The 19,663-nt window shown below is 71.3% G+C and carries 20 protein-coding genes; 8 read left to right on the top strand and 12 right to left on the bottom strand.

Annotated elements, in window-relative coordinates:
• Positions 1-156: 156 nt before the first annotated feature.
• The 3 genes from ACIBQ1_RS42775 to ACIBQ1_RS42765 all read right to left on the bottom strand — a co-directional run bounded on the left by ACIBQ1_RS42775 (position 157) and on the right by ACIBQ1_RS42765 (position 2,874).
• Complete coding sequence (locus ACIBQ1_RS42775) at positions 157-1,443, bottom strand: CHRD domain-containing protein (RefSeq protein WP_397286326.1); 1,287 nt, start codon at positions 1,441-1,443, stop codon at positions 157-159.
• A 163-nt stretch (positions 1,444-1,606) separates the two neighbouring features.
• A complete protein-coding gene (locus ACIBQ1_RS42770; RefSeq protein WP_397286324.1) occupies positions 1,607-2,314 on the bottom strand; it encodes an anti-sigma factor family protein in 708 nt (235 codons plus the stop codon).
• Complete coding sequence (locus tag ACIBQ1_RS42765; protein ID WP_397286322.1) at positions 2,311-2,874, bottom strand: sigma-70 family RNA polymerase sigma factor; 564 nt, start codon at positions 2,872-2,874, stop codon at positions 2,311-2,313. Before ACIBQ1_RS42765 ends, ACIBQ1_RS42770 begins: the two co-directional genes overlap by 4 nt.
• Positions 2,875-3,154: 280 nt before the next feature.
• On the opposite strand from ACIBQ1_RS42765, the gene rsgA reads away from it, so the two are divergent.
• The gene (gene rsgA, locus ACIBQ1_RS42760; protein ID WP_397286320.1) at positions 3,155-4,252 is read left to right on the top strand and encodes a ribosome small subunit-dependent GTPase A; all 1,098 of its coding nucleotides are present in this window, start codon (positions 3,155-3,157) and stop codon (positions 4,250-4,252) included.
• 57 nt (positions 4,253-4,309) lie between these two features.
• Positions 4,310-4,942, top strand: coding sequence for a phosphoribosyltransferase (locus ACIBQ1_RS42755; protein ID WP_397286318.1), 633 nt, complete (start codon positions 4,310-4,312; stop codon positions 4,940-4,942).
• Positions 4,943-4,975: 33 nt separating this feature from the next.
• On the opposite strand, the gene ACIBQ1_RS42750 is transcribed toward ACIBQ1_RS42755, so the two are convergent.
• Positions 4,976-5,377, bottom strand: coding sequence for an ATP-binding protein (locus ACIBQ1_RS42750; protein WP_397286316.1), 402 nt, complete (start codon positions 5,375-5,377; stop codon positions 4,976-4,978).
• 201 nt (positions 5,378-5,578) lie between these two features.
• Between ACIBQ1_RS42750 and ACIBQ1_RS42745 the strand changes: the two genes are divergently transcribed.
• Together ACIBQ1_RS42745 and ACIBQ1_RS42740 are read left to right on the top strand one after the other, a co-directional pair.
• Positions 5,579-6,460 carry a helix-turn-helix domain-containing protein gene (locus ACIBQ1_RS42745; protein ID WP_397286314.1) on the top strand — a complete coding sequence of 294 codons (882 nt, stop codon included), beginning with the start codon at positions 5,579-5,581 and terminating at the stop codon, positions 6,458-6,460.
• 135 nt (positions 6,461-6,595) lie between these two features.
• Positions 6,596-6,829, top strand: a complete 234-nt coding sequence (locus ACIBQ1_RS42740; protein WP_127935054.1) for a DUF397 domain-containing protein — start codon at positions 6,596-6,598, stop codon at positions 6,827-6,829.
• Between the two features lie 27 nt (positions 6,830-6,856).
• Here the strand turns inward: ACIBQ1_RS42740 and ACIBQ1_RS42735 are convergent, their stop codons facing one another.
• Positions 6,857-7,495 carry a DinB family protein gene (locus tag ACIBQ1_RS42735; RefSeq protein ID WP_397286312.1) on the bottom strand — a complete coding sequence of 213 codons (639 nt, stop codon included), beginning with the start codon at positions 7,493-7,495 and terminating at the stop codon, positions 6,857-6,859.
• A 113-nt stretch (positions 7,496-7,608) separates the two neighbouring features.
• On the opposite strand from ACIBQ1_RS42735, the gene ACIBQ1_RS42730 reads away from it, so the two are divergent.
• The gene (locus ACIBQ1_RS42730) at positions 7,609-8,016 is read left to right on the top strand and encodes an NUDIX domain-containing protein (protein WP_397286310.1); all 408 of its coding nucleotides are present in this window, start codon (positions 7,609-7,611) and stop codon (positions 8,014-8,016) included.
• A gap of 110 nt (positions 8,017-8,126) precedes the next feature.
• Here ACIBQ1_RS42730 and ACIBQ1_RS42725 read toward each other — a convergent pair whose 3' ends face one another.
• From ACIBQ1_RS42725 to ACIBQ1_RS42710, 4 genes are all read right to left on the bottom strand, one after another.
• A complete protein-coding gene (locus tag ACIBQ1_RS42725; RefSeq protein WP_101784355.1) occupies positions 8,127-8,438 on the bottom strand; it encodes a WhiB family transcriptional regulator in 312 nt (103 codons plus the stop codon).
• A 100-nt stretch (positions 8,439-8,538) separates the two neighbouring features.
• Complete coding sequence (locus ACIBQ1_RS42720) at positions 8,539-9,399, bottom strand: sucrase ferredoxin (RefSeq protein WP_397286308.1); 861 nt, start codon at positions 9,397-9,399, stop codon at positions 8,539-8,541.
• A gap of 112 nt (positions 9,400-9,511) precedes the next feature.
• Positions 9,512-11,011 carry a glycerol-3-phosphate dehydrogenase/oxidase gene (locus tag ACIBQ1_RS42715; RefSeq protein WP_397286307.1) on the bottom strand — a complete coding sequence of 500 codons (1,500 nt, stop codon included), beginning with the start codon at positions 11,009-11,011 and terminating at the stop codon, positions 9,512-9,514.
• Between the two features lie 16 nt (positions 11,012-11,027).
• Positions 11,028-11,537, bottom strand: a complete 510-nt coding sequence (locus ACIBQ1_RS42710; RefSeq protein ID WP_397286305.1) for a TetR/AcrR family transcriptional regulator — start codon at positions 11,535-11,537, stop codon at positions 11,028-11,030.
• A gap of 31 nt (positions 11,538-11,568) precedes the next feature.
• Here ACIBQ1_RS42710 and ACIBQ1_RS42705 point away from each other — a divergent pair, with 31 nt between their 5' ends.
• Positions 11,569-13,233, top strand: coding sequence for an FAD-binding oxidoreductase (locus tag ACIBQ1_RS42705; protein WP_397286590.1), 1,665 nt, complete (start codon positions 11,569-11,571; stop codon positions 13,231-13,233).
• A 25-nt stretch (positions 13,234-13,258) separates the two neighbouring features.
• Here the strand turns inward: ACIBQ1_RS42705 and ACIBQ1_RS42700 are convergent, their stop codons facing one another.
• Entirely contained in the window at positions 13,259-13,678 is a 420-nt protein-coding gene (locus ACIBQ1_RS42700; RefSeq protein WP_397286304.1) for a hypothetical protein, read from the bottom strand.
• 176 nt (positions 13,679-13,854) lie between these two features.
• Between ACIBQ1_RS42700 and ACIBQ1_RS42695 the strand changes: the two genes are divergently transcribed.
• On the top strand, positions 13,855-15,309 hold the full coding sequence (locus tag ACIBQ1_RS42695; protein ID WP_397286589.1) for a metallophosphoesterase family protein: 1,455 nt from the start codon (positions 13,855-13,857) through the stop codon (positions 15,307-15,309).
• 35 nt (positions 15,310-15,344) lie between these two features.
• On the top strand, positions 15,345-16,913 hold the full coding sequence (locus ACIBQ1_RS42690; RefSeq protein WP_397286302.1) for a bifunctional 3'-5' exonuclease/DNA polymerase: 1,569 nt from the start codon (positions 15,345-15,347) through the stop codon (positions 16,911-16,913).
• 84 nt (positions 16,914-16,997) lie between these two features.
• On the opposite strand, the gene ACIBQ1_RS42685 is transcribed toward ACIBQ1_RS42690, so the two are convergent.
• Positions 16,998-18,200 carry an MFS transporter gene (locus tag ACIBQ1_RS42685; protein WP_397286300.1) on the bottom strand — a complete coding sequence of 401 codons (1,203 nt, stop codon included), beginning with the start codon at positions 18,198-18,200 and terminating at the stop codon, positions 16,998-17,000.
• 179 nt (positions 18,201-18,379) lie between these two features.
• The gene (locus tag ACIBQ1_RS42680; protein WP_397286298.1) at positions 18,380-19,564 is read right to left on the bottom strand and encodes a Cmx/CmrA family chloramphenicol efflux MFS transporter; all 1,185 of its coding nucleotides are present in this window, start codon (positions 19,562-19,564) and stop codon (positions 18,380-18,382) included.
• Positions 19,565-19,663: the final 99 nt, after the last annotated feature.

Genomic DNA, 19,663 nt, shown 5'->3' with positions numbered 1-19,663 from the left:
GCACAGGCTCCCGGAGTGCGGCGGGGCGTTCGGTGCGAGCGGGGCGGGCCGGAGTGCCCCGTCGCGGTGGCCGACCGGCGGCCCGGGGGACGTGGGCCGGATCGACCGGGGAAGGCGTTCCGGGGGGACGGGACCGAATCGTCCCCCCGGAAGGCCTCAGCCGAGGAACAGGTAGTCGGCCCCGTACGGGACGCGGGCCTCGGAGCCCGGCGTGCAGGCGCCGGACGGGGCGACGCCGCCCGTGGTGTTCAGGCGCAGGATCTGCGTGGTGTGCGCGAGCAGCCCGCTGTCCTTGCCCGCCTGGGTGGCGTCCAGCACCAGCTCGGGGATGTTGCCGTCGCCGTTGGGCGTCTTGGTGACGACCGAGCCGCGCACCGCGCTGCCGTCTGGAGCGATCCACTGCGGCGGGCCGGCGGCGGGCGTGACGAACGAGTGGTCGATCCCGCGCCGCAGCTTGGCCGAGACGCCGAGCTGGGTGAAGGCGTACCCGCCGGTCGGCTGCGCCGTGCAGGAGTAGATCTGCGCGCCGCGCAGCACCTCGGCGGTGAGGGCGCGCGGGTGGGTGAACGGCCGGTCGGAGAGCTGGCCGCGCACGGCGCCGCCGTCGAAGTCGGACGTGTGCAGGTTCGCGTAGTACCGGCCGGGGTTGGCCGCGACGCGCTTGACGACGCCGGCGGCGACCGGGGCCTCGCCCGCGACGCCGGTCAGGTTCTCCGGCAGGGCGCCCGCGAACAGGTCAGCGATCACTGGACCGTTCCCACCTGCGGAACCCTTGTGCAGGTGGCCGTTGGTGACCGCGCCGAGCCCCGACCAGAAGGCCGTGTACGCGATGGACGAGCCGCCGGGACGCAGCCACCACACGGCCTGGCCGTCCTGGTCGCCGCGCTTCTTGCCGTCGTTCTCCCGCACCTCCTGCGCCCCGTCGGCGCGCGCGGAGAGCGTGGCCCGGCTGCTGCCCTGCAGCACGCCGTTGAGGTCGATCGGCTTGTTCAGCCGGTGGAACTGGCCGCGGACCGCGCCCTTGGGGTGCTTGGCGTCGTGCAGGTTGGCGTAGAAGCCGCCGGGGTTGTCGACGAGCGCCTTGACCAGCTCGTTGTCGGCCTTGATGGTGCCGGTGACGCCGAGCACGCCGCCGGGGAGCGGCTTGGTGAAGAACTCAAGCTTGACGTCCCCGTTGGCGCCCTTCGCGCCCAGGTGGACATGGCCGGCGGTGGGCGTGTCGATCTTGTTCCAGCGGGCCGCGAACGTGACCTCGTTCCCACTGATCCTGATCACGACCGTCGAACGGCCGTCGGCGTCACCCTTGACGCCCACCTCGTTGGCGCCCCGCAGGCCGGCGGCGAGATAGACGTCGTCACCGGAGGCGTTCGCCGGCGCGGCGGGGGAGGCGAGCAGGGCCGCGGCGAGCAGTGTGCCAGGAATCGTGATCTTTCGGATGAACATCGCTAAACCTCTTAAACGGTTTGATATTCCGGTTGGTACGGCAGGCAGTACGCGCCCGGCGCCGGGGGAGGTTCAACCCGTGAATCCGTAATTTTGCACATTGGCCCGGAGGCATGAAAAAGCCCTCCCACCAGCGGTGGGAGGGCTTTGAGGTCCTGATGGGTCAGGCGTTGATGGTGAGCAGCTTCTTGCCTGCCGAGGTCACCACCTCGAAATGGTCGATGTCCTTCAGCGGGGTCGCGCTGCCGCCGTGCATGTAGAGCGGGTCGGGCGAACCCGGCACTCCGTACCCGGCTGGAGGTACGGACCACCCGGTCATCACCCGGCGCTCGCCCGACTTGCCGACCGAGACCAGCTCGCATTCGAGCGGCCCCTTCACCCCGGCCAGCTTGAGCGCGGCGTGCGTGCCCCAGGCCTTCGACTCGATCACCAGCCCGCCGGTGACCCCGTCGACGCCCGTCCCCTCGACGGGCTTTCCGTCGGCGTAGAACTGCTCGGCCGGGCCCAGGTGGGAGTGCTCCTGGGCGATCGGGGGGACGTCGCCGACGGAGAGCTGCGTGCCCACCGTCAGCCCGCCGGCCACGAGCGTGACCGCCGCGGCGATCCCGATCACGAACGTCCCCCTGCGGGTCTTCCTGTCGGCAGACCTCTTGCGCTGGAGCATGTCGATCACCGGCTCGGGAGAGGGCTCCCCGTAGTCCTCCATCGGGCCGATCTCGCTCAGCACGCTGGCCATGCCGGAAAGATCTGACAGTTCGGAGCGGCAGGGGGCGCAGCCCAGGAGATGCGCCTCGAAGGCCATCCTGTCGTCCTCCTCCAGCAGACCGAGCGCGTACGCGCCCACGTCTGTGTGCTCGACTCTCGAAGTCACGCCGTCACCCCCCTCTCCTCAAGTGCGATCCGCAGCGCGCGGACGGCGTAGTAGACCCGGGACTTCACGGTTCCGACCGGGATGCCGAGCGCCTCGGCGGCGTCGTTGACCGACCGGTCTCGCAAGATCGTCTCGTTGAGGATCTCGCGATGTGCCGGCGACAACGCCTTCAGCGCCTCTGACACGACCACCTGGCGCAGCAGGCCCTCCATCTCGTCGGGTACGGGCATCGTCTCCAGCGGCCCGTCACCCGACTCCCGAGGGCGGGCGTCCCGGCGCCGCCGGTCATCGATCACGATACGTCTGGCGACCGTCGCGAGCCAGGGCATCAGTGAGGCCGACTCGGGATCGAGTTGCTCCGCACTGCGCCAGGCTCGGATCATGGTCTCCTGCACCACGTCTTCCGCCCACTGCCGATCGCCCGCCGTCAACCTGATCACAAAAGCCAGCAACGGCCTGTGATATTCCCGGTAGAGCGCGGACACTGCCGCCTCGTCATTTGGCACCCCGTCATCCGGCCGCACGCGGCGGATCCAGTGTCGAAAACGCGGCTTCCCCATGGGGGCGGCTCCGTCGGCCGAGGGCGGGGGATAAGTGCTGGTGTGCATCATTCCCCTTTCTCGGGTCCGTCGGCAGGTGGTACGGCCAGCCGCCCTGACAGGGTTCAACAGATCGCGATACTTAATCCGATTGCGTCCCTGCGGGAGGGGTGCGTAGAGTCGGCGGCAGCTGATCGAGGAGGTGAGGACTATGCGGGTCGTCCTGTTCCGTATGCCCTTCGTCCACCTCTCCGGGCTCCGCTGAGCTGCCCGGTTCCTTCTCGATCAAAGGTTCACTGCGTTGTCTCACGATCTTTCCCTGCTCGGCTGGACCGACTTCCGCGCCGCCGAGCTGCCCGCTGACACCGTCCCCGCCCGCGTGGCCCGCGTCGACCGCGGCGCCGCCGAGGTGATCACGGCGGAGGGCCATCTTCACGTCAAGTACGGCGCCCGCGTCCGCAGGGCGTCGGCGGCCGACCCGGTCGCGCTGCCGTGCGTGGGCGACTGGGTCGCGCTCAGGCTGCTCCCGGAGGGCCGCCACGAGCTCGACGAGGTCCTGCCGCGGACGACCGCGTTCATCAGGGGCGGCGTGAGCCGCGACTCGATCGGCGGCCTGTCCGGCGACGGCCAGGGCCAGGTGCTCGCCGCGAACGTCGACGTCGTCTTCGTGGCCGAGCCGTCCATGCACTCCACGGACTTCGCCGACCTCGGCCGCATCGAGCGCCTCGTCGCGCTGGCCTGGGAGTCCGGCGGCACGCCCGTGGTGCTCATCACCAAGTCCGACCTGTTCGAGGACGGCCTCGACCAGCTGCTCGCCGACGTCCGGGTGGCCGCGCCCGGCGTGGACGTGCACGCGGTCTCGTCCCTGCTCGGGGACGGGGTCTCGCTGGTCGCGAGCTACCTGGAGGGGTCCCGTACGGCCGTGATCCTCGGCCCGTCGGGAGCCGGCAAGTCCACCCTGGTCAACGCGCTGGCCGGGGAGAGCGTCATGGAGACCCAGCAGGTGCGCGCCGCCGACGGGCGGGGCCGGCACACCACCGTGCACCGGGAGCTCATCCCGCTGTCCGGGGGCGGGCTGGTCATCGACACGCCCGGGATTCGGCGGATCGGCCTCTACGACATCGCCGACGGCGTCGACCTGGTCTTCTCCGACATCGAGGCGCTGGCCGAGCGGTGCAGGTTCGGCGACTGCGGGCACTCCGGCGAGCCGGGCTGCGCGGTGCTGGTCGCGCTGGAGAGCGGCGAGCTGCCGGAGCGGCGGCTGGAGAGCTGGCGCAAGCTGCAGCGGGAGGCGGCCTGGATGGCCACCAGGACCGACGCCCGCCTGCGCAAGGAGCAGCAGAACAAGTGGAAGCTCATCACCAAGGAGATGCGCCGCTCGGGCCTGAACCGGCCCTGAAGGCCCCGCCGCCGGAGGGGAGGCGAGGAGCGCGTTCGAACGGGTAGGGCACTGGTCATGGAGCTCTTCGCAGACCGGGCCCAGGCCGGAGAGCTGCTCGCGGAGCGGTTGGAGGACGTGCGCGACCCCGTCGTGCTCGCCCTGCCCCGCGGCGGCGTGGCGGTGGCCCTGCCGATCGCACGCCGGCTCGGCGCCCCCCTCGACGTCCTCGTGACGCGGAAGATCGGCTATCCGCCCGCCCCCGAGCTGGGGGTGGGCGCGATAGCCGAGGGCGGCGAGCCCGTGTTCGACCACACGCTGCTGCGCCGCCTGGGCATGACGCCCGAGTCGGTGGCGGACGTGGTCGAGAGGGAGCGGCGCGAGCTGGCCCGCAGGGTGCACGCCTACCGGGGCGACCGCCCGCTGCCCGCGCTGGAGGGGCGCGAGGTGATCGTGGTGGACGACGGCCTGGCCACCGGCGGCACCGCGCGTGCCGCGCTCAGGGCCGTCCGCACGGCCAAGCCCGCCGAGGTGACCCTGGCCGTGCCGGTCGGGGCCCGCGAGACCGTCGCCTCGCTGCGCCAGGAGGCCGACGAGGTGATCGTCCTGCGCACGCCGATCGACTTCAGGGCGGTCGGCCAGTGGTACGAGCACTTCGACCAGCTCACCGACGCCGACGTGCTCGAACTGCTCGACCGGGCGCGGCGATGAGGACACCGCCGCACTGCGGCCGGAGGGATGTTGTCAGGCGGCGAGTACGGCCCAGACGAGCTTGCGGGCGTCGCCGGGAGACAGCCAGCCCCAGGCGGTGCAGAGGGCGTCGATCAGCCGCAGCCCCCGCCCGAACTCGGAGAACACGTCGGGCGCCGTCGCCACGGGAACGGTCCGGCTGTGGTCGGTCACCACGCACGCCAGCTCCGCCCCGTGCGACAGCAGCCGCAGCTGCGCCGCTCCGCCGCCGTGCCGCATCGCGTTGGTCACCAGCTCCGACACCACCAGCTGGGCGTCGAAGGCCAGCCCCAAGGTCCCCCACGTGGTGAGCGTCTGATCGACGAACCGCCGGGCCGTCGCCACGCAGGCGGGCTCCAGGGCGACCCGTTGATGAAAGGGGAACACCGCGTCGCACTCCCAGGTTTGCCCCTCCACGAGAATGGAAGAAAGCCATCCTGGTGGCCGGGAACCGATGGCGGCTTGCGGCCGAGCGTCGAAAGTCGTCATTCTGGCCCCCGAAGCGCGGTCTGGTGATCCAATGCCCATCTTTACGGGGAGTGCTTACCGATGCAAGACTTTTCGTCGTTTACGGATGCGAATCGCATCTGCACGTGCAGATGATCTAGGAGTGGCAGGGTGAGCGCAGAGGGCGCGGAAGGGAAGCTTCTCAACCATTCGCCGGGGAGCCCGACGGTGCTGCGGATCCTGCTCGGCACTCAACTGCGCAGGCTCCGCACGGAGAAGGGTATCTCGCGCGAGGACGCCGGGTACTCGATTCGCGCATCTCACGCCAAGATCAGTCGGCTGGAGCTCGGCCAGGTCAGCTTCAAGCAGCGGGACGTGGCCGATCTGCTCACCCTCTACGGCGTCACCGACCCCGCCGAACGTGAACCGCTCCTCGTCCTGGCCAAGCAGGCCAACGCCCCTGGTTGGTGGCATAAATACGGCGATGTGCTCCCGAACTGGTTCGAGGTCTACATCGGGCTCGAAGGCGCGGCCTCCAGCATCCGTACGTACGAGAACCAGTTCATGCCCGGCCTCCTCCAGACCCCCGACTACGCCAGGGCCGTGATCGAGCTGGCCCACGAGACCGCCCCGAGGGCGGAGCTCGACCGGCGCGTGGCGGTGCGCACCACGCGGCAGAACCGGCTGGGCAGCGGGCTGACGGTCTGGGCGGTGATCGACGAGGCCGTGGTGCGCCGCACGCTCGGCAGCCCCGAGATCATGCGCGCCCAGCTCGCCCACCTGCTCGACCTCACGGCCGAACGCAACGTCACCGTGCAGCTCATGCCGTTCGACCGCGGCGGCCACGCGGCGGCCGGGGGCCCGTTCAGCATCCTGCGCTTCCCCGAGCCCGAGCTGCCCGACGTCGTCTACATGGAGCAGCTCACCAGCGCCCTCTATCTGGACAAATCGGCCGACTCCGATAACTACATGGAGGTCATGGACCGGCTCAGCATCCAGGCCGAGGAGCCCAAGGAGACCAGGCGCTTCCTGGAACGCCTGCTTTCCCGATGAGCTGCTGATATTCCTGTGACTCACCCCATATTGGGTTTTTTGGTCGTCCGCTATATGGAGACCGACGCGTTACCGTATTGTCTCCTCGCAAACGCGGATGCACGTGCATCCGTAAGATCGCGAGGAGCTGCCCCCATGCATGAGTTCCGGAACGGAACGCCCGCCGGCCGCCTTCCCGTCGTCTGGCGCAAGAGCAAGCGGAGCAACCCCAACGGCAACTGCGTCGAAGTCGCGAACCTGCCCACGGGGGAGATAGCCATGCGTAACTCTCGTTTTCCCGAAGGCCCCGCGCTGGTCTACACCCAGGCGGAGATCACGGCGTTCGTCCTCGGGGCCAAGGACGGCGAGTTCGACGATCTGATCGTCTGAGGTCTGACGTTTAGCGGAGCGCGCCGGTCAGGGCCGCGGCGCGCTGTACCAGCGCCACTTCACCGGGCGCTCGTGGCCGGGGAGGTCGGCGCGCCCGGTGGACCACAGCAGGGTGGCCCACGGATCCGTGTCGCGCGGGGCGTCGGGGAACAGCCGCGCCAGCACCCGGGCGCACATCCCGGACGGCGGCGCCCACGCCAGCCCGAGCCCTTCGGCCAGGTCATGGGTGTGGACGAGGGTCTCCACGATGCCCATCGCGGCGGAGCCCTCCGGGTCGGCCGCGCCGAAGCCGTGGTGGGCGTGCACCTCCGGCGGCGTGGTCCGCACCATGGAGGACAGCAGCGCGCCGCACGACTCCAGCACCTGCAGCAGCCCGGCGGGGCCCGCCTCGCGGTCGGCGCGGATGGTGTTGGCAGGGCCTTCCGGCCTGCGGCGCTCCAGGACGAACGGGACGTAGGTGTCCAGCGGCGGCATCCTGAGCCCGAGCTGTGCGGCATAGGCGAACAGGTCGTCGGCCAGGTGCTCGACCGTCTCCCAGCACGACCACTCCAGCGAGCCGGCCCTGCCGTCCCACACGCCGTCGGGCGCCTGGCGGAGGGTGGCGACGGCCAGCCGGACGGCCTCGTCGAGGTCGTCGGCGGTCACGGGGGACTCGGGTTCTGCCATGCCGGGCACCTTATCGCCCGGGAGTGACAGTTTTCGGAGGGCCGGATCGCCCGCTCCGGGGTGACAGTTTCCGGCGGTCCGGATTGTCGGTGCCGGGTGGCATGCTGTCGGCCATGGATGTGTTGCGCGTGGTCGCCGCGGCGGTCGTGGACCGGGGGCGGCTGCTCGTCGTGAGCAAGAACGCCGCTCCCGACGTCTTCTACCTGCCGGGAGGCAAGCCCGAGCCGGGCGAGGAGCCGGAGGAGACGCTCGCGCGCGAGCTGGCCGAGGAGCTCGGGGTGACCCCGCTCGACCTGGCCCTGCTCGACCACGTGGAGGACGTGGCGGCGCTGGAGGGCGTGCCCATGCGCATGACGGTTTTCACCGCCAGGGTTTCGGGGGATCCGAGGCCGGCCGCGGAGCTGGCCGCGCTGGGCTGGACGGACGGGCGGGACGCGTACGTGCCGCGTCTGGCGCCTGCCGTGCGCAACCACGTGCTGCCGCTGCTCGTGCGGGCCGGTTCCCTCGGAGGTTCTGCCTGATCAGGCAGTTGTCCCGACCGGGTTCGCCGGAGCCTGTGCGTGGAGGGCCAGGCTCCGGTTCATCGGGACAACTGCTTGATCACGCGGTGCTGGTGACGCTGCCGGGTGTGTCAGGCGGCGGAGATGCCGGCGCTGGCCGCGCGGCGCATGCGACGACGACGCTCGGAGGCGCGCTCGTCTTCGTTGAGACCGCCCCACGTGCCGTACTTCTCCGGACGGGACAGCGCGTAGTCAAGGCACTCGGTGCGGACGGGGCACTGGGCGCAGATCGCCTTGGCCTTCCGCTCACGTACGTCACGCTCGGGCTGCCGCTCCCCGTCGGGGCCGAAGAAGAGCACGAGGTCCTCACCCCGGCACGCGGCATCATCCTGCCAACCCCAGCTGGGGCGCGGGCGGGCGAGCTGCCGACGTACCTGAGACATGAGAAAACCACCTTCGTGAGAGGTATTTCGGTAATTGAGCCGCATTGGACGCTTATGGCGTCACTGTTCCAACGCAACGTTGGGCCGCGATGTTCCCTGTTCAGGCGAGAGCGGGCGTGGCGTACCGCACAGGCGTGAGCCTGTCCAGCGAAACCAGCCGGTAGGTGGTGATCGTCTCGGCGCAAGCCGTACCACACGGCGCTGTGAACGCCGATGGCTCAACCACAACCTGGAGCCGGACGTCACCGCAGCGCACGATGGCTTCGGTGACGTCGCCGTCCGACCTGGAGGATTCCACGGCCACCGCGCCGACGGAGCACTCTCCCGTATGGGCTCGGGCGAAGTGCTCCACGGCTTGCAATGGCTCAGGGATGCCTGCGCGTCCCCGGTAGCGGTCGAGAATGATCTCGCCCGACCGGTACGCGTTAGCCGCTGCCAGTGCAGCAGCCTGAGACATGCTGCCGTAGAAAATTCCGTGTGGCAAGCACACCAGGTTGGCGGCGTAGCGATCGCCGCCAACGTGTGACGTTTCCCATACTCTGTCCGGCAAAGAATCCGCCAGCGTACGAGCGAGGGGTAGTCCAATGCGGGCGCAGCACGCATTGCGCTTGGCGTGCGTGCAGACCAGAAATACCGGCTCGACTTCAAGTATGCAGGACTCCGGGACCACTCCCGCCACGAGCGCGTCGAGGTCAAGATCGTCGGGACCTGCGACGACACCGCTCGCGAGCCAGGGCCGGTCTCCTACCGCGTGCGCGAGTAGCACACGGATCCCCTGCTCCTGTGGGCGGGTCCGCTTCCCCGGGCGGCGGATCAGCTGGGGCCTGATACCGCGATCGAGCGCCCGGCGGACGAGTTCGGAGATTTTTTCAGGAAGTTCGAAGTTTTCCAGGCGCGAGGGCCAGGCTCCGGTGTATTCGATGAGCAGCCACAGCCTGGCTCCCACAGTGGCGCTGGCCAACGTCGGAACCTCTCCGGTGTGGCACCCGATCGGATGCTCGCAGCCCCTCGCCAACGCCCGTTCTCCCTCCCCGATCCGAATTAGGTAAGACTAACCTAACGGATCGGTTCGGCTAATCGCGGGTCGTTCTGCCCAATGCGTCCCGTGTCGCGGGCAGCGCGCGGTCCCTGTCCTGCTTGACCAGGCCGATCCTGGTCCTCCTGTCCAGCAGGTCGGCCTCGTCGAGCGCGCCCTCGTGCCTGACCGACCAGACCAGCTCGCCCTCGGTGATGCCGAGCCCGACCTCCTCCGGGTACGCCTTGACGAGCTCGTGCACGGCCCCGGCCTCGCTGCCGTACCGCTCGGCCAGCCTGGACGGCACCCCGGACGGCCGCGGGCCCGCCCCGACCAGCGGGATCTTCCGGGTACGACTCCGGCGCGCCCGGAGTTTCGCGGACGAGACCGCCTCATCCACCGCGTCCTCGGCCATCCGCCGATATGTCGTGAGCTTTCCACCGACGACCGTGACGATCCCGTCATGCGAGAGGACGGCGTGCTTGCGTGAGATGTCCGCCGTATGGCCGTCGGCCGCCAGAAGGGGCCTGAGGCCCGCGTAGGCGCCCGCGACCGCCTCCCGGGTCACCTGAGTCTCAAGAACCCCGTTCAGCACCTCCAGGAGCGTTCTGACGTCTTCCTCGGGCACTTCCGGAACGTCGGGGACCGGACCGTCCACCGGTTCGTCGGTGAGGCCGACGTGGACGCGGCCGTCGCGCTGCGGCAGAACGAGCGCGAATCGGTTGGTCTCTCCGGGAATGGGCACGTGCATGCCGGCGATCAGCCCGGGGAGCGTGCCCCGGGCCAGCACGAGGTGGGTGCCGCGCGAGGGGCGCAGCTTCACCTCGGGATCCAGCCCGCCCGCCCACACCCCGGCCGCGTTGATCACCACTCTGGCGCGGACGTCGAACTCCTCGCCCGTCAGCTCGTCGCGTACCAGCGCGCCCCGGTCCGTGAGCCGCAGCGCGCGGCAGCGGGTCAGCACGCGGGCGCCGTGCGCGGCGGCGGTCCTGGCGATGGCCACGACCAGGCGGGCGTCGTCCAGCAGCCGGCCGTCCCACGACAGGAGCGCGCCGCGCAGGCCGTCGCCGTCGAGGACGGGCGCCAGCGTGCGCGTGCGGGCCGCGCTCAGCCGCGTCGGGCCGGGCAGCAGCCGGCGCGGCGTGCGCGCGGCGGCCCGCAGGCCGTCGCCGAGCCGGTAGCCGCTCATCACGAGCGCGGCCTGCCGCCGCGAGACCGCCTTCGTCAGCGGCAGCAGGTACGGGTGGGCCGAGACCAGATGCGGGGCCGTCGTGCGGAGCAGGACGCCGCGCTCGACCGCGCTCTCGTAGGCGACGTCCACCTGCCCCTTCGCCAGATAGCGCAGGCCGCCGTGGATCATCTTGGAGCTCCACCTGGACGTCCCGAAAGCCAGGTCGTGCGCGTCGATCGCCGCTACGCTGAGCCCACGGGACGCGGCGTCCAGCGCGGCGCCGGCGCCGGTCGCGCCGAGCCCGACCACCAGCACGTCGAGCCGTTCCTCCGCGACCCGGCGCAGCTCACGGGATCTTCTGCGGGCGTTCAGCGAGCTGTCGTCCAAGGTGCCTCCATGCGAGCTATCCAAGATAGGCCTCCAGCAGGGCGGTGAGCTCGGCGTCGAGCTCGTCCATGGTCACGGGGTCGAGCATCGTGGGCGCCGACAGCAGGAACGACTGCGCCACCAGCAGCACCGCCCGCGCCTTGCCCGGGTTTCCGACGGCGCGCTCCAGGACCTCGAGGACGGCCTCGTGGCTGGCGCCGCGCCGGTCGAGCAGGTACGGCAGCAGCAGCTCCGGATCCGCCTCCACGATCTTCCGCCACAGCGGGTGGGCGCGCAGCCCCCTGACCCCCTCGACCACCGCGCGCACGGGGTCCGACAGGTCGAGCGCCTGGACCACCCGCACCCATTCCCTGGTCATCAGGTCGGCGACCAGCGTGCGCACGTCGGGCCAGCGGCGGTAGATCGTCATCCGCGACACCCCCGCCCTGCGTGCCACGTCCGTGAGCGTCGTCCTGCGCACCCCGTACGCCAGCACGCAGTCGTGGGCCGCGTCCAGCACTCCATCGTTGTGACGAATCGACGTCATGTGTCACAGTGTAAGCATGCCTGGAGAACCGATGCTGTGGTCCGGCTGGGGCGACCCGGCTCTCGCCCGCGAGCTGCCCGAGCAGGTCCGCGCGCTCCTGCGCGACTTCCTCGGCGTGCGCGCCCCGGACGTCCCCGCCGTCGGCCTCGAATCGGTGCGGCTGCCGCCGGTCGCCCTGCCCGGGCCGCTGCTCGGCGCGCTGGCCGAGGTGGTCGGCCCCGCGTACGTGCTGACCTCGCACGAGGCCCGCGTCCGCCACACGCGCGGCAAGTCCACGCCTGACCTGCTGCGGATGCGCGCCGGGGACGGCTCCGCCGCGCCCGACGCCGTGGTGCTGCCCGGCTCGCACGAGGAGGTCGCCGAGCTGCTGCGACTGTGCTCCGCCGAACGCGTCGCCGTGGTGCCCTTCGGCGGCGGCACCTCGGTGGTGGGCGGTCTCACCGCCTCCGGCTCCGGCTTCGCCGGTGTGATCGCGCTCGACCTGGGACGGCTCGACCGGCTGCGCTCCGTGGACCTGGAGTCCCTCGTGGCCGCCTTCGAGCCCGGGGTGCGCGCGCCCGAGGCCGAGCGCCTGCTCGCCCCGTACGGCCTGACGCTGGGGCACTTCCCCCAGTCCTTCGAGTACGCCACGCTCGGCGGCTTCGCGGCGGCCCGTTCCAGCGGCCAGGCCTCCGCCGGGTACGGGCGCTTCGACGACATGGTCGTGGGCCTCACCGTGGCCACGCCCACCGGCACCCTGGACCTCGGCCGCGCTCCCAAGTCGGCGGCCGGGCCCGATCTGCGGCAGCTCATGCTGGGCTCCGAGGGCGCCTTCGGGGTCATCACGTCGCTGCGGCTGAGGGTGCGGCGGGCGCCTGGGGAGCGGCGGTACGAGGGGTGGCGGTTCGGGACGTTCGCGGAGGGGACGGCGGCGGTGCGCGCCCTCGCCCAGGAGGGGCCGCTCCCGGCGGTGCTCCGGCTCTCGGACGAGACCGAGACCATGATCGGCCTGGCCAAGCCGGACACCATCGGATCGGGCGGCGCCGGCTGCCTCCTGATCGCCGGCTACGAGAGCCCTCCGGCCTCGACGGCGAAGTCCCCGTCGCCGGGGCTCCCGGCCTCCGCCTCGGGCGGGGTGCCGCCGGTGGACGGGCAGGCCGCTCCCGGATGGGGGTCGGTGACGGCCCGGCGGTCCGGCGCCGCGGCCGTCCTGGCCCGGATGGGGGGCGAGCCGCTGGGGACGGAGCCGGGGGAGGCGTGGGAGCGCGGCCGCTACTCCGCCCCCTACCTCCGCGACTCGCTGCTCGCGGCCGGGGCCACCGTCGAGACCCTGGAGACGGCCGGGTTCTGGGCGAACCTGCCGCGGCTCTACGACGCGGTCCGGCTTGCCCTCGCCGGCGCGCTCGGCTCGCCGCTCGTCATGTGCCACATCTCCCACGTGTACGAGAGCGGCGCCTCGCTGTACTTCACGGTCGTCACCGCGCAGGAGGGCGACCCGGTGGGGCAGTGGGAGCGCGCCAAGGAGGCGGTGAACGCGGCCATCGTCGAGGCCGGCGGCACGATCACCCACCACCACGGGGTCGGCCGCGACCACCGGGACGCCTACGCGGCCGAGCTGGGACCGGTGGGCGTGAGCATCCTGCAGGCGATCAAGGCCCGGCTCGACCCGGCCGGAATCCTCAACCCCGGCGCCCTGATCCCACCCCCGACCACCTAGCCCGTCTCGTGGGGCGCCGGGTGGGTCAGGGTTCGTCCGGAGGGAGGATCCGGTCGGCCTCGGCGAGTGCGGCGGCGGCTTCGCTGTAGCGGTGGAGGGACTCGAACGCGGTGGCCAGGCAGCTCAGCGCCACCACCAGCGGGGCGCCACCCGCCGGGCGGGTGAGGGCCACCGCCTCCTGCGCCAGAGGTAACGCCTCCGCCGCCCGGTCCCGCCTGAGCAGGAGTTTCGCCTTGGCGAGCAGGCTGCGGGCCAGCAGGGTCGTGTGCGTGCCGGGAGCGCGTGCGTCGAGGGCGCGGCTGCGCGCGACCGCCTCGCTGACTCTTTTGAGCGCCGCCCCGCTCCAGCGGGACGAGCGGGTCTGCGCATATGCCAGCAGACCTTCGATGACCTCCGCGTCGGAAGTGCCGCTGCGGGTCGCGTCGTCCGGGCCGTTACGGGTCATTGAGCACTCCCCTCGACGGTCCCTACCGCTTGCTCGGGGGGTTGAGGGTACACCATTGCGAACCTTCTGTGTTCTTCGCGGTACGGAGCGTTCCGGGTGCGCGAATGGGAGATCGCGGTAAGTATGTGGTCATGGTGGAAGTCGCGGCCGAGCGGGGAAAGCAGCTTTCTTCGAGGGTGTCAGAGGAGGGGGCAGGATGGGCCTGCACGCACACAGGGACGTTCGCGCAGCTCAGACCCAACAATCACGGGTTTACGTGGCTGAATCTGGTGACGTTGTGGCGATCGCGTAACGACATCCTCGCGGGGTTGTTGGGGGACCCGTCAGGGGAGGTTCGGGCGCGATGGGTGGCGGCCCAGGAAGCGCGCGGGATTGATCCGGAATTTCGCATCAAACCCCCTGTCGGGGGGAATTTCAGTTTCCTGTTGCTCGGTGATACGGGAGAGGGAGACGCGTCCCAGTACGCCGTTGTTCCAGGGATGTTGAAAGTGGGGGAAGAGACGTCGTTCGCCGTCATAGCGAGTGATGTGATCTATCCGACGGGATCGGGCAACGAGTACGGGGACAAGTTCTTCCGTCCGTACAAGGACTACGACGCCCCGATCTACGCCATCCCCGGCAACCACGACTGGTACGACGGGCTCGGCGGGTTCATGCGGGTCTTCTGCGACGCGCTCCCGCTCAAGCCGCGGCCGGACCGCTGGTTGCGCGGGCTCCTGTGGCGCAAGCCGGAGCCCATCGACGAGGCGCGGCTGGCCGAGGCGCGCGAGCTGAGGGGCAAGCCGTCCCAGCAGGCGACCCAGCAGGCGGCGCAGCCGGGGCCGTACTGGGTGATCGAGAGCGACAGCCTGCTGATCGTCGGCGTCGACACCGGCATCAGGAACGTCATCGACAAGGACCAGACCGCGTGGCTGCGGCGCGTCTCGCGGGATCCGCGGCCGAAGATCCTCGTGACGGGCAAGCCCATCTACACCGGGAACGTCTACAAGCCCTCACCGCTGGAGGAGGGCGGCACGATTGACGACATCGTGCGCGACCCGGCGCACCGGTACGTCGCGGCCATCGGCGGAGACGTGCACAACTACCAGCGCTATCCGGTCAAAGTGGGCGACCGGGTGATCCAGTACATCGTGTCCGGCGGCGGCGGCGCGTTCATGCACGCCACGCACACCATCCAGCGGGTCGACGTCAAGGGCGTGCACGAGGACGACTTCAGGTGCTACCCGCTGCGCGGCGACTCCCTGTCCTTCTACAGCCAGTTGTACGCGCGCCGCCTGCGGATGAACTGGATCTACCTGACGCCCTCCGAGGCCCTGTGCGTCATGTCGGACCTGATCAAGAACGAGCCGGTCAGGACCCCGGAAGGCCCGGTCACGATCACCCGTAGGATGCGGTGGGCGGCGCGGCTGCTCGGGGCGTGGCCGTGGCCGCTCAGGCTGCCGGTCGACAAGGTGTTCCACCGCTACCTGTCGGAGCTGTCCGACTGGGACACGCCGCCGTTCTTCAAGCAGTTCCTGCACCTGTCGGTGACGCCCGAGGAGCTGACCGTACGGTGCTTCGCCGCCACCGGGTGCCGGGCCCAGGAGGCCGATCCGCCGCTGGAGGACGAGGTGCGCATCGCTCTGTCGTAGCTTTTTTGTCTGGGCCGTTTGGCACCCTTGACCACGTGCATGTCGTGGTCGCCGGAGAGACGCTGCTGCCCGTGGGCGGCTCGGCGCGGCGTCCCGCCGATCTGGCGGGCGCCGTGCGCGAGCTGGAGGAGGCCGAGCACCCGCGCTGGGTGTGGGCCGACACTCGGGAGGTCTATCCCGACCTGCTGAGCGCGGGCGTGCGGGTCTCGCGCTGCCACGACATCGCGCTCACCGAGGGGCTGCTGCTGGCGTACGAGGGCCGCTACGGCGAGAGCCGCTCGGCCAGGGCGGCGCACGCCCGGCTGCACGGGCTGTCGGTGCCGGAGGAGCAGCCGAGCGCGCCCGGCACGCTGTTCGCGCCCGAGCCGCTCGCGGCCGAGGCCGTGGCGGAGGTGCTGGCCGACCAGCTGCGCCGGATCGAGGCGCTGCCCGAGCCGGGGCGGTTCCGGCTGCTGGTGGCGGCAGAGTCGGCGGGGGCGCTCATCGCGGCCGAGATGTCCCACGACGGCATGCCGTGGCGGCGCGACGTGCACGACGCGCTGCTGACGGAGACGCTGGGGCCGCGGCCCGTCCACGGCATGCGTCCGGCCAAGCTGCAGGCGCTGGCCGACGAGGTGGCCGCGGCCCTCGGCCGGCCGGTCAACCCCGACTCGGTGCAGCAGCTCGTCAAGGCGTTCAAGGCGGCCGGGGTGACGTTGAAGACCACCCGGTCGGAGGAGCTCAAGAAGATCGACCATCCCGCCGTGGCGCCGCTGCTGGCCTACAAGGAGCTCGTCCGGCTGTACAGCTTCCACGGGTGGGTGTGGGCCGACCAGTGGGTGCGGGGCGGGCGCTTCCGGCCCGAGTACGTGGTGGGCGGCGTGGTCTCCGGACGCTGGGCCACCAGCGGCGGCGGGGCGCTGCAGATCCCCAAGGTGATGCGGCGGGTGGTGGTGGCCGACGAGGGGTGGGTGCTGGTCGTCGCCGACGCCGCGCAGCTGGAGCCGCGGGTGCTGGCCGCGATGGCCGGCGACGTGGGGCTGGCCAGGGCCGCCGGGGAGATCGACCTGTACTCGGCGCTGGCGCAGTCGTTCGGGGGCGAGCGCGAGAACGCCAAGATCGCGATGCTGTCCGCCATGTACGGCGGCACCAGCGGTGACGCGCCCAAGCTGCTGGCGGTGATGCGGCAGCGCTTCCCCAAGGCGTACCAGTTCGTGGAGGACGCGGCCAAGGCGGGGGAGGAGGGGAGGCTCGTGCGCTCCTGGCTCGGGCGCACCAGCCCGCCGCCCTCGCCGCGGTGGAAGGAGCTGGTGTCGGGGCCCGAGGGCGCGCGGGCGGCCCGGGACCGCGGGCGGTTCACGCGCAACTTCGTGGTGCAGGGCACGGCGGCCGAGTGGGCGCTGGCGCTGATGGCGGTGCTGCGCGGGCTGCTGCCGGAGCCGGCGCGGCTGGTGTTCTTCCAGCATGACGAGGTGATGGTGCACTGCCCGGCCGGGCAGGCGGAGGAGGTGATCGCCGCCGTCTCGTCGGCCGCGGCCGAGGCCACCCGGCTGCTGTTCGGGGCGACGCCGGTGCGCTTCCCCATGGAGGCGGTGGCGGTCGCGGCCTACGCCGACGCCAAGTGACGGTCCCGCCGAACGCCGACGCCAAGTGATGCCGGCCGACGGTCCCGCCGTACGCCGGTGCCGAAGTGGCGGTCCCGCTGTGGGTCAGGGCCGGTCGGTGCGCCAGGTGAAGGTCAGCCAGACGCCCGCGAGCGCGGCCATGACCCCCACCACCAGGCCCAGCACGCCGTAGCCCAGCGTCCCCACGATGGCGCCCGCGACGATCGTGCCGGTGGCGCCGCAGACGTTCATCAGCAGGTCCGAGAGCCCCTGGACGGCGGGGCGGCCGTCGAGCGGGACGGACTCCGTGACCAGGGCGGAGCCCGCGACCAGGCCGCACGACCAGCCGAGGCCGAGCAGCACCAGCGCGGTCGTCACCTGCCAGATCCCGTGGTCGCCCGCCGTGCCGGCGAGCGTGGCGGCGCTCAGCAGCAGGGCCATGCCGAGCACCAGCACCGGCACCTTGCCCGCCTTGTCGGCCAGCCAGCCCACCACCGGCGACAGCACGTACATGCCCGCGATGTGCAGGCTGATCACGAGGCCGATGACGTCCAGGTTCGAGCCGTCGTGGTGCAGTTTGACCGGGGTCATCGACATGACGGACACCATCGCCGTGTGGCTCACCGCGATCATGACGAGGGCGCGGCGGGCCATCGGGGTGGTGCGGAGGGTCTGCCAGGCGGTGCGGATCGTCCCCTTGGGGCTGCGGCCGGTGTCCGGGCCGGCGTTCAGGGAGCGGGCCAGCGTGAGCGGGTCGGGGCGCAGCAGGCAGAAGATGAGCGCCAGCGCCACCGCGAACGCCAGCGCCGCGAACACGAACGGCCCCGCCTTCTCCACCAGCCCCAGCCGCATGCCGATCTGGTCGGCGGGCTTTGCCAGGTTCGGGCCGGCCACGGAGCCGATCGTGGAGGCCCAGACGACCAGCGACAGGTGCCTGGCCGAACGGCCCTTGGGCGACAGGTCCGTGGCCGAGTAACGCGCGGCCAGGCTGCCCGCGCTCCCGCCGCCCACGAGCACCAGGCCCGCCAGCAGCAACGGCCATGTGTGCAGGCTGATCGCGAGCGCCGAGATCAGGCAGCCGGCCAGCGCCGCCGCGTACGCCAGCGACAGGCCCGCCCGGCGGCCGCCGCTGCCCGACGCCTTGGCCGTCGGCAGGGCCAGCAGCGCCGCGCCGAGCACGGTGGCCGTGCCCGCGAAGCCGCTGATCACCGTGGACCCCGACAGCTCGTCCACGACCACCGAGCTCAGCGCGAGCCCGACGGCGACCCCCACCCCGCTCACGATCTGCGTCGCGGACAGGACCGCCAAGGTGCGGCGCTGGACGGTGCGAATTCGGTCAGAGGACGAGACAGTGGGCGTTGTGGGGGCACTGGTCACTTGTGAAGTCTCGCATAGCCCCTGACATCACCCCAAAGGGCGATATTTCAGAGAATGGTGACTGAATCCCCCTGGGCGACGCCGTCGATCACCACGTTCGCTCGCCGGCCTCATACGGCCGAAGGCATCCCACTGCGCTCCGGAGCCGGCGAGCGGTGCAGCGCGCCCGACAGGACCACGGTGGCCAGGGCGAGCACGCCGATCGCGGCTCCGATCCAGGCGACGGACGGGTAGCCGAGGCCCGCGCCGATGGCCAGCCCGCCGAGCCAGGGGCCGACGGTGATGCCGACGTTGAAGGAGGAGACGTTCACCGCGGCCGCCAGCGTGGGGGCGTCCTTGGCCAGGGAGAAGACGCGGGTGTTCAGGGCGGGGTTCATGCCGAAGCCGAAGGCGCCGAGCAGGAAGATCAGCGCGATGGCCGCCACGGGGACGGACGCGGTCAGGGCCAGCGCGACCGAGCAGACGATCAGGCCCGCGACGCCGATGCGGAGGGAGGTGAACGGCCGCGCGTCGGCGGTCCGGCCGCCGAGGGTGATCCCGATCAGCGAGCCGACGCCGTAGAGCGCCAGGACCGCGGGCACCCAGGCGGGCTCCAGCCCCGTGGTGTCGACCAGCAGCACGCTCAGGTAGCTGAAGGAGGCCAGCAGCGCTCCCGTGGTCAGCGCGGTCGTGCCGTACGCGAGCCAGAGCCTGGGGCTGATCATGGAGCGCAGCTCGACGGACACGCGCGAGGGCGCGCCGGACTCCGGGCGGCCGCCCGGGATGGTGGCGAGCACCCCCGCCGCGGCCAGCGCCGACAGCCCCGCCACCGCCCAGAACGCCGCCCGCCAGCCGAGGTGCTGGCCGATGACCGTGCCCAGGGACAGCCCGATGACGGTGGCGACCGTCAGGCCGCCGGCGAGCACGCTCATGGCCTTGCCGCGGGCGTTCGCGGGCACCAGGCCGACCGCCGTGCTCGCCGCCACGGCCCAGAAGCCCGCGTACACGAACGCCCCCACGACGCGGGTGGCGAACACCACGGCGTAGCTCGACGTCAGCGCGCCCGCGACGTGTGACAGGGCGAAGACCGCGATGAACGTCAGCAGCGCCGTACGCCGGGGCCAGCGCAGGGTGGCGACGGCCAGCACCGGCGCGCCCACCAGCATCCCCATGGCGAACGCCGAGATCAGCAGCCCCGCCTCGGGCACGGACACGCGCAGGTCGGCGGCCATCTCCGGGATCAGCCCGGCCAGCATGAGCTCCGAAGTGCCCTGAGCGAAGATCGAAAGCCCCAGGATGTAGACGGCCAAAGGCATGGGGGTCCTCCTGTGTGTCCAGTAGTGATTGGTGGTTGATCGAAATGAGTGATTGACGATCGGTTGCGGAAGCTCGTCGTCGCTTGCCGGTGGAAGTCC

This window comes from Nonomuraea sp. NPDC050153 (assembly GCF_044460125.1).
Classification (GTDB): Bacteria; Actinomycetota; Actinomycetes; order Streptosporangiales; family Streptosporangiaceae; genus Nonomuraea.
Note: the sequence above shows the minus strand (reverse complement) of the source record. Positions and strands in the feature narration are given on the sequence as shown.

What these genes read in the sequence shown, in the direction of transcription:
- ACIBQ1_RS42775 (WP_397286326.1), bottom strand. Translation starts at nt 1,443, where the DNA reads ATGTTCATCCGAAAGATCACGATTCCTGGCACACTGCTCGCCGCGGCC.
- ACIBQ1_RS42765 (WP_397286322.1), bottom strand. Translation starts at nt 2,874, where the DNA reads ATGGGGAAGCCGCGTTTTCGACACTGGATCCGCCGCGTGCGGCCGGAT.
- ACIBQ1_RS42755 (WP_397286318.1), top strand. Translation starts at nt 4,310, where the DNA reads ATGGAGCTCTTCGCAGACCGGGCCCAGGCCGGAGAGCTGCTCGCGGAG.
- ACIBQ1_RS42740 (WP_127935054.1), top strand. Translation starts at nt 6,596, where the DNA reads ATGCATGAGTTCCGGAACGGAACGCCCGCCGGCCGCCTTCCCGTCGTC.
- ACIBQ1_RS42735 (WP_397286312.1), bottom strand. Translation starts at nt 7,495, where the DNA reads ATGGCAGAACCCGAGTCCCCCGTGACCGCCGACGACCTCGACGAGGCC.
- ACIBQ1_RS42730 (WP_397286310.1), top strand. Translation starts at nt 7,609, where the DNA reads ATGGATGTGTTGCGCGTGGTCGCCGCGGCGGTCGTGGACCGGGGGCGG.
- ACIBQ1_RS42725 (WP_101784355.1), bottom strand. Translation starts at nt 8,438, where the DNA reads ATGTCTCAGGTACGTCGGCAGCTCGCCCGCCCGCGCCCCAGCTGGGGT.
- ACIBQ1_RS42710 (WP_397286305.1), bottom strand. Translation starts at nt 11,537, where the DNA reads ATGACGTCGATTCGTCACAACGATGGAGTGCTGGACGCGGCCCACGAC.
- ACIBQ1_RS42705 (WP_397286590.1), top strand. Translation starts at nt 11,569, where the DNA reads ATGCTGTGGTCCGGCTGGGGCGACCCGGCTCTCGCCCGCGAGCTGCCC.
- ACIBQ1_RS42700 (WP_397286304.1), bottom strand. Translation starts at nt 13,678, where the DNA reads ATGACCCGTAACGGCCCGGACGACGCGACCCGCAGCGGCACTTCCGAC.
- ACIBQ1_RS42680 (WP_397286298.1), bottom strand. Translation starts at nt 19,564, where the DNA reads ATGCCTTTGGCCGTCTACATCCTGGGGCTTTCGATCTTCGCTCAGGGC.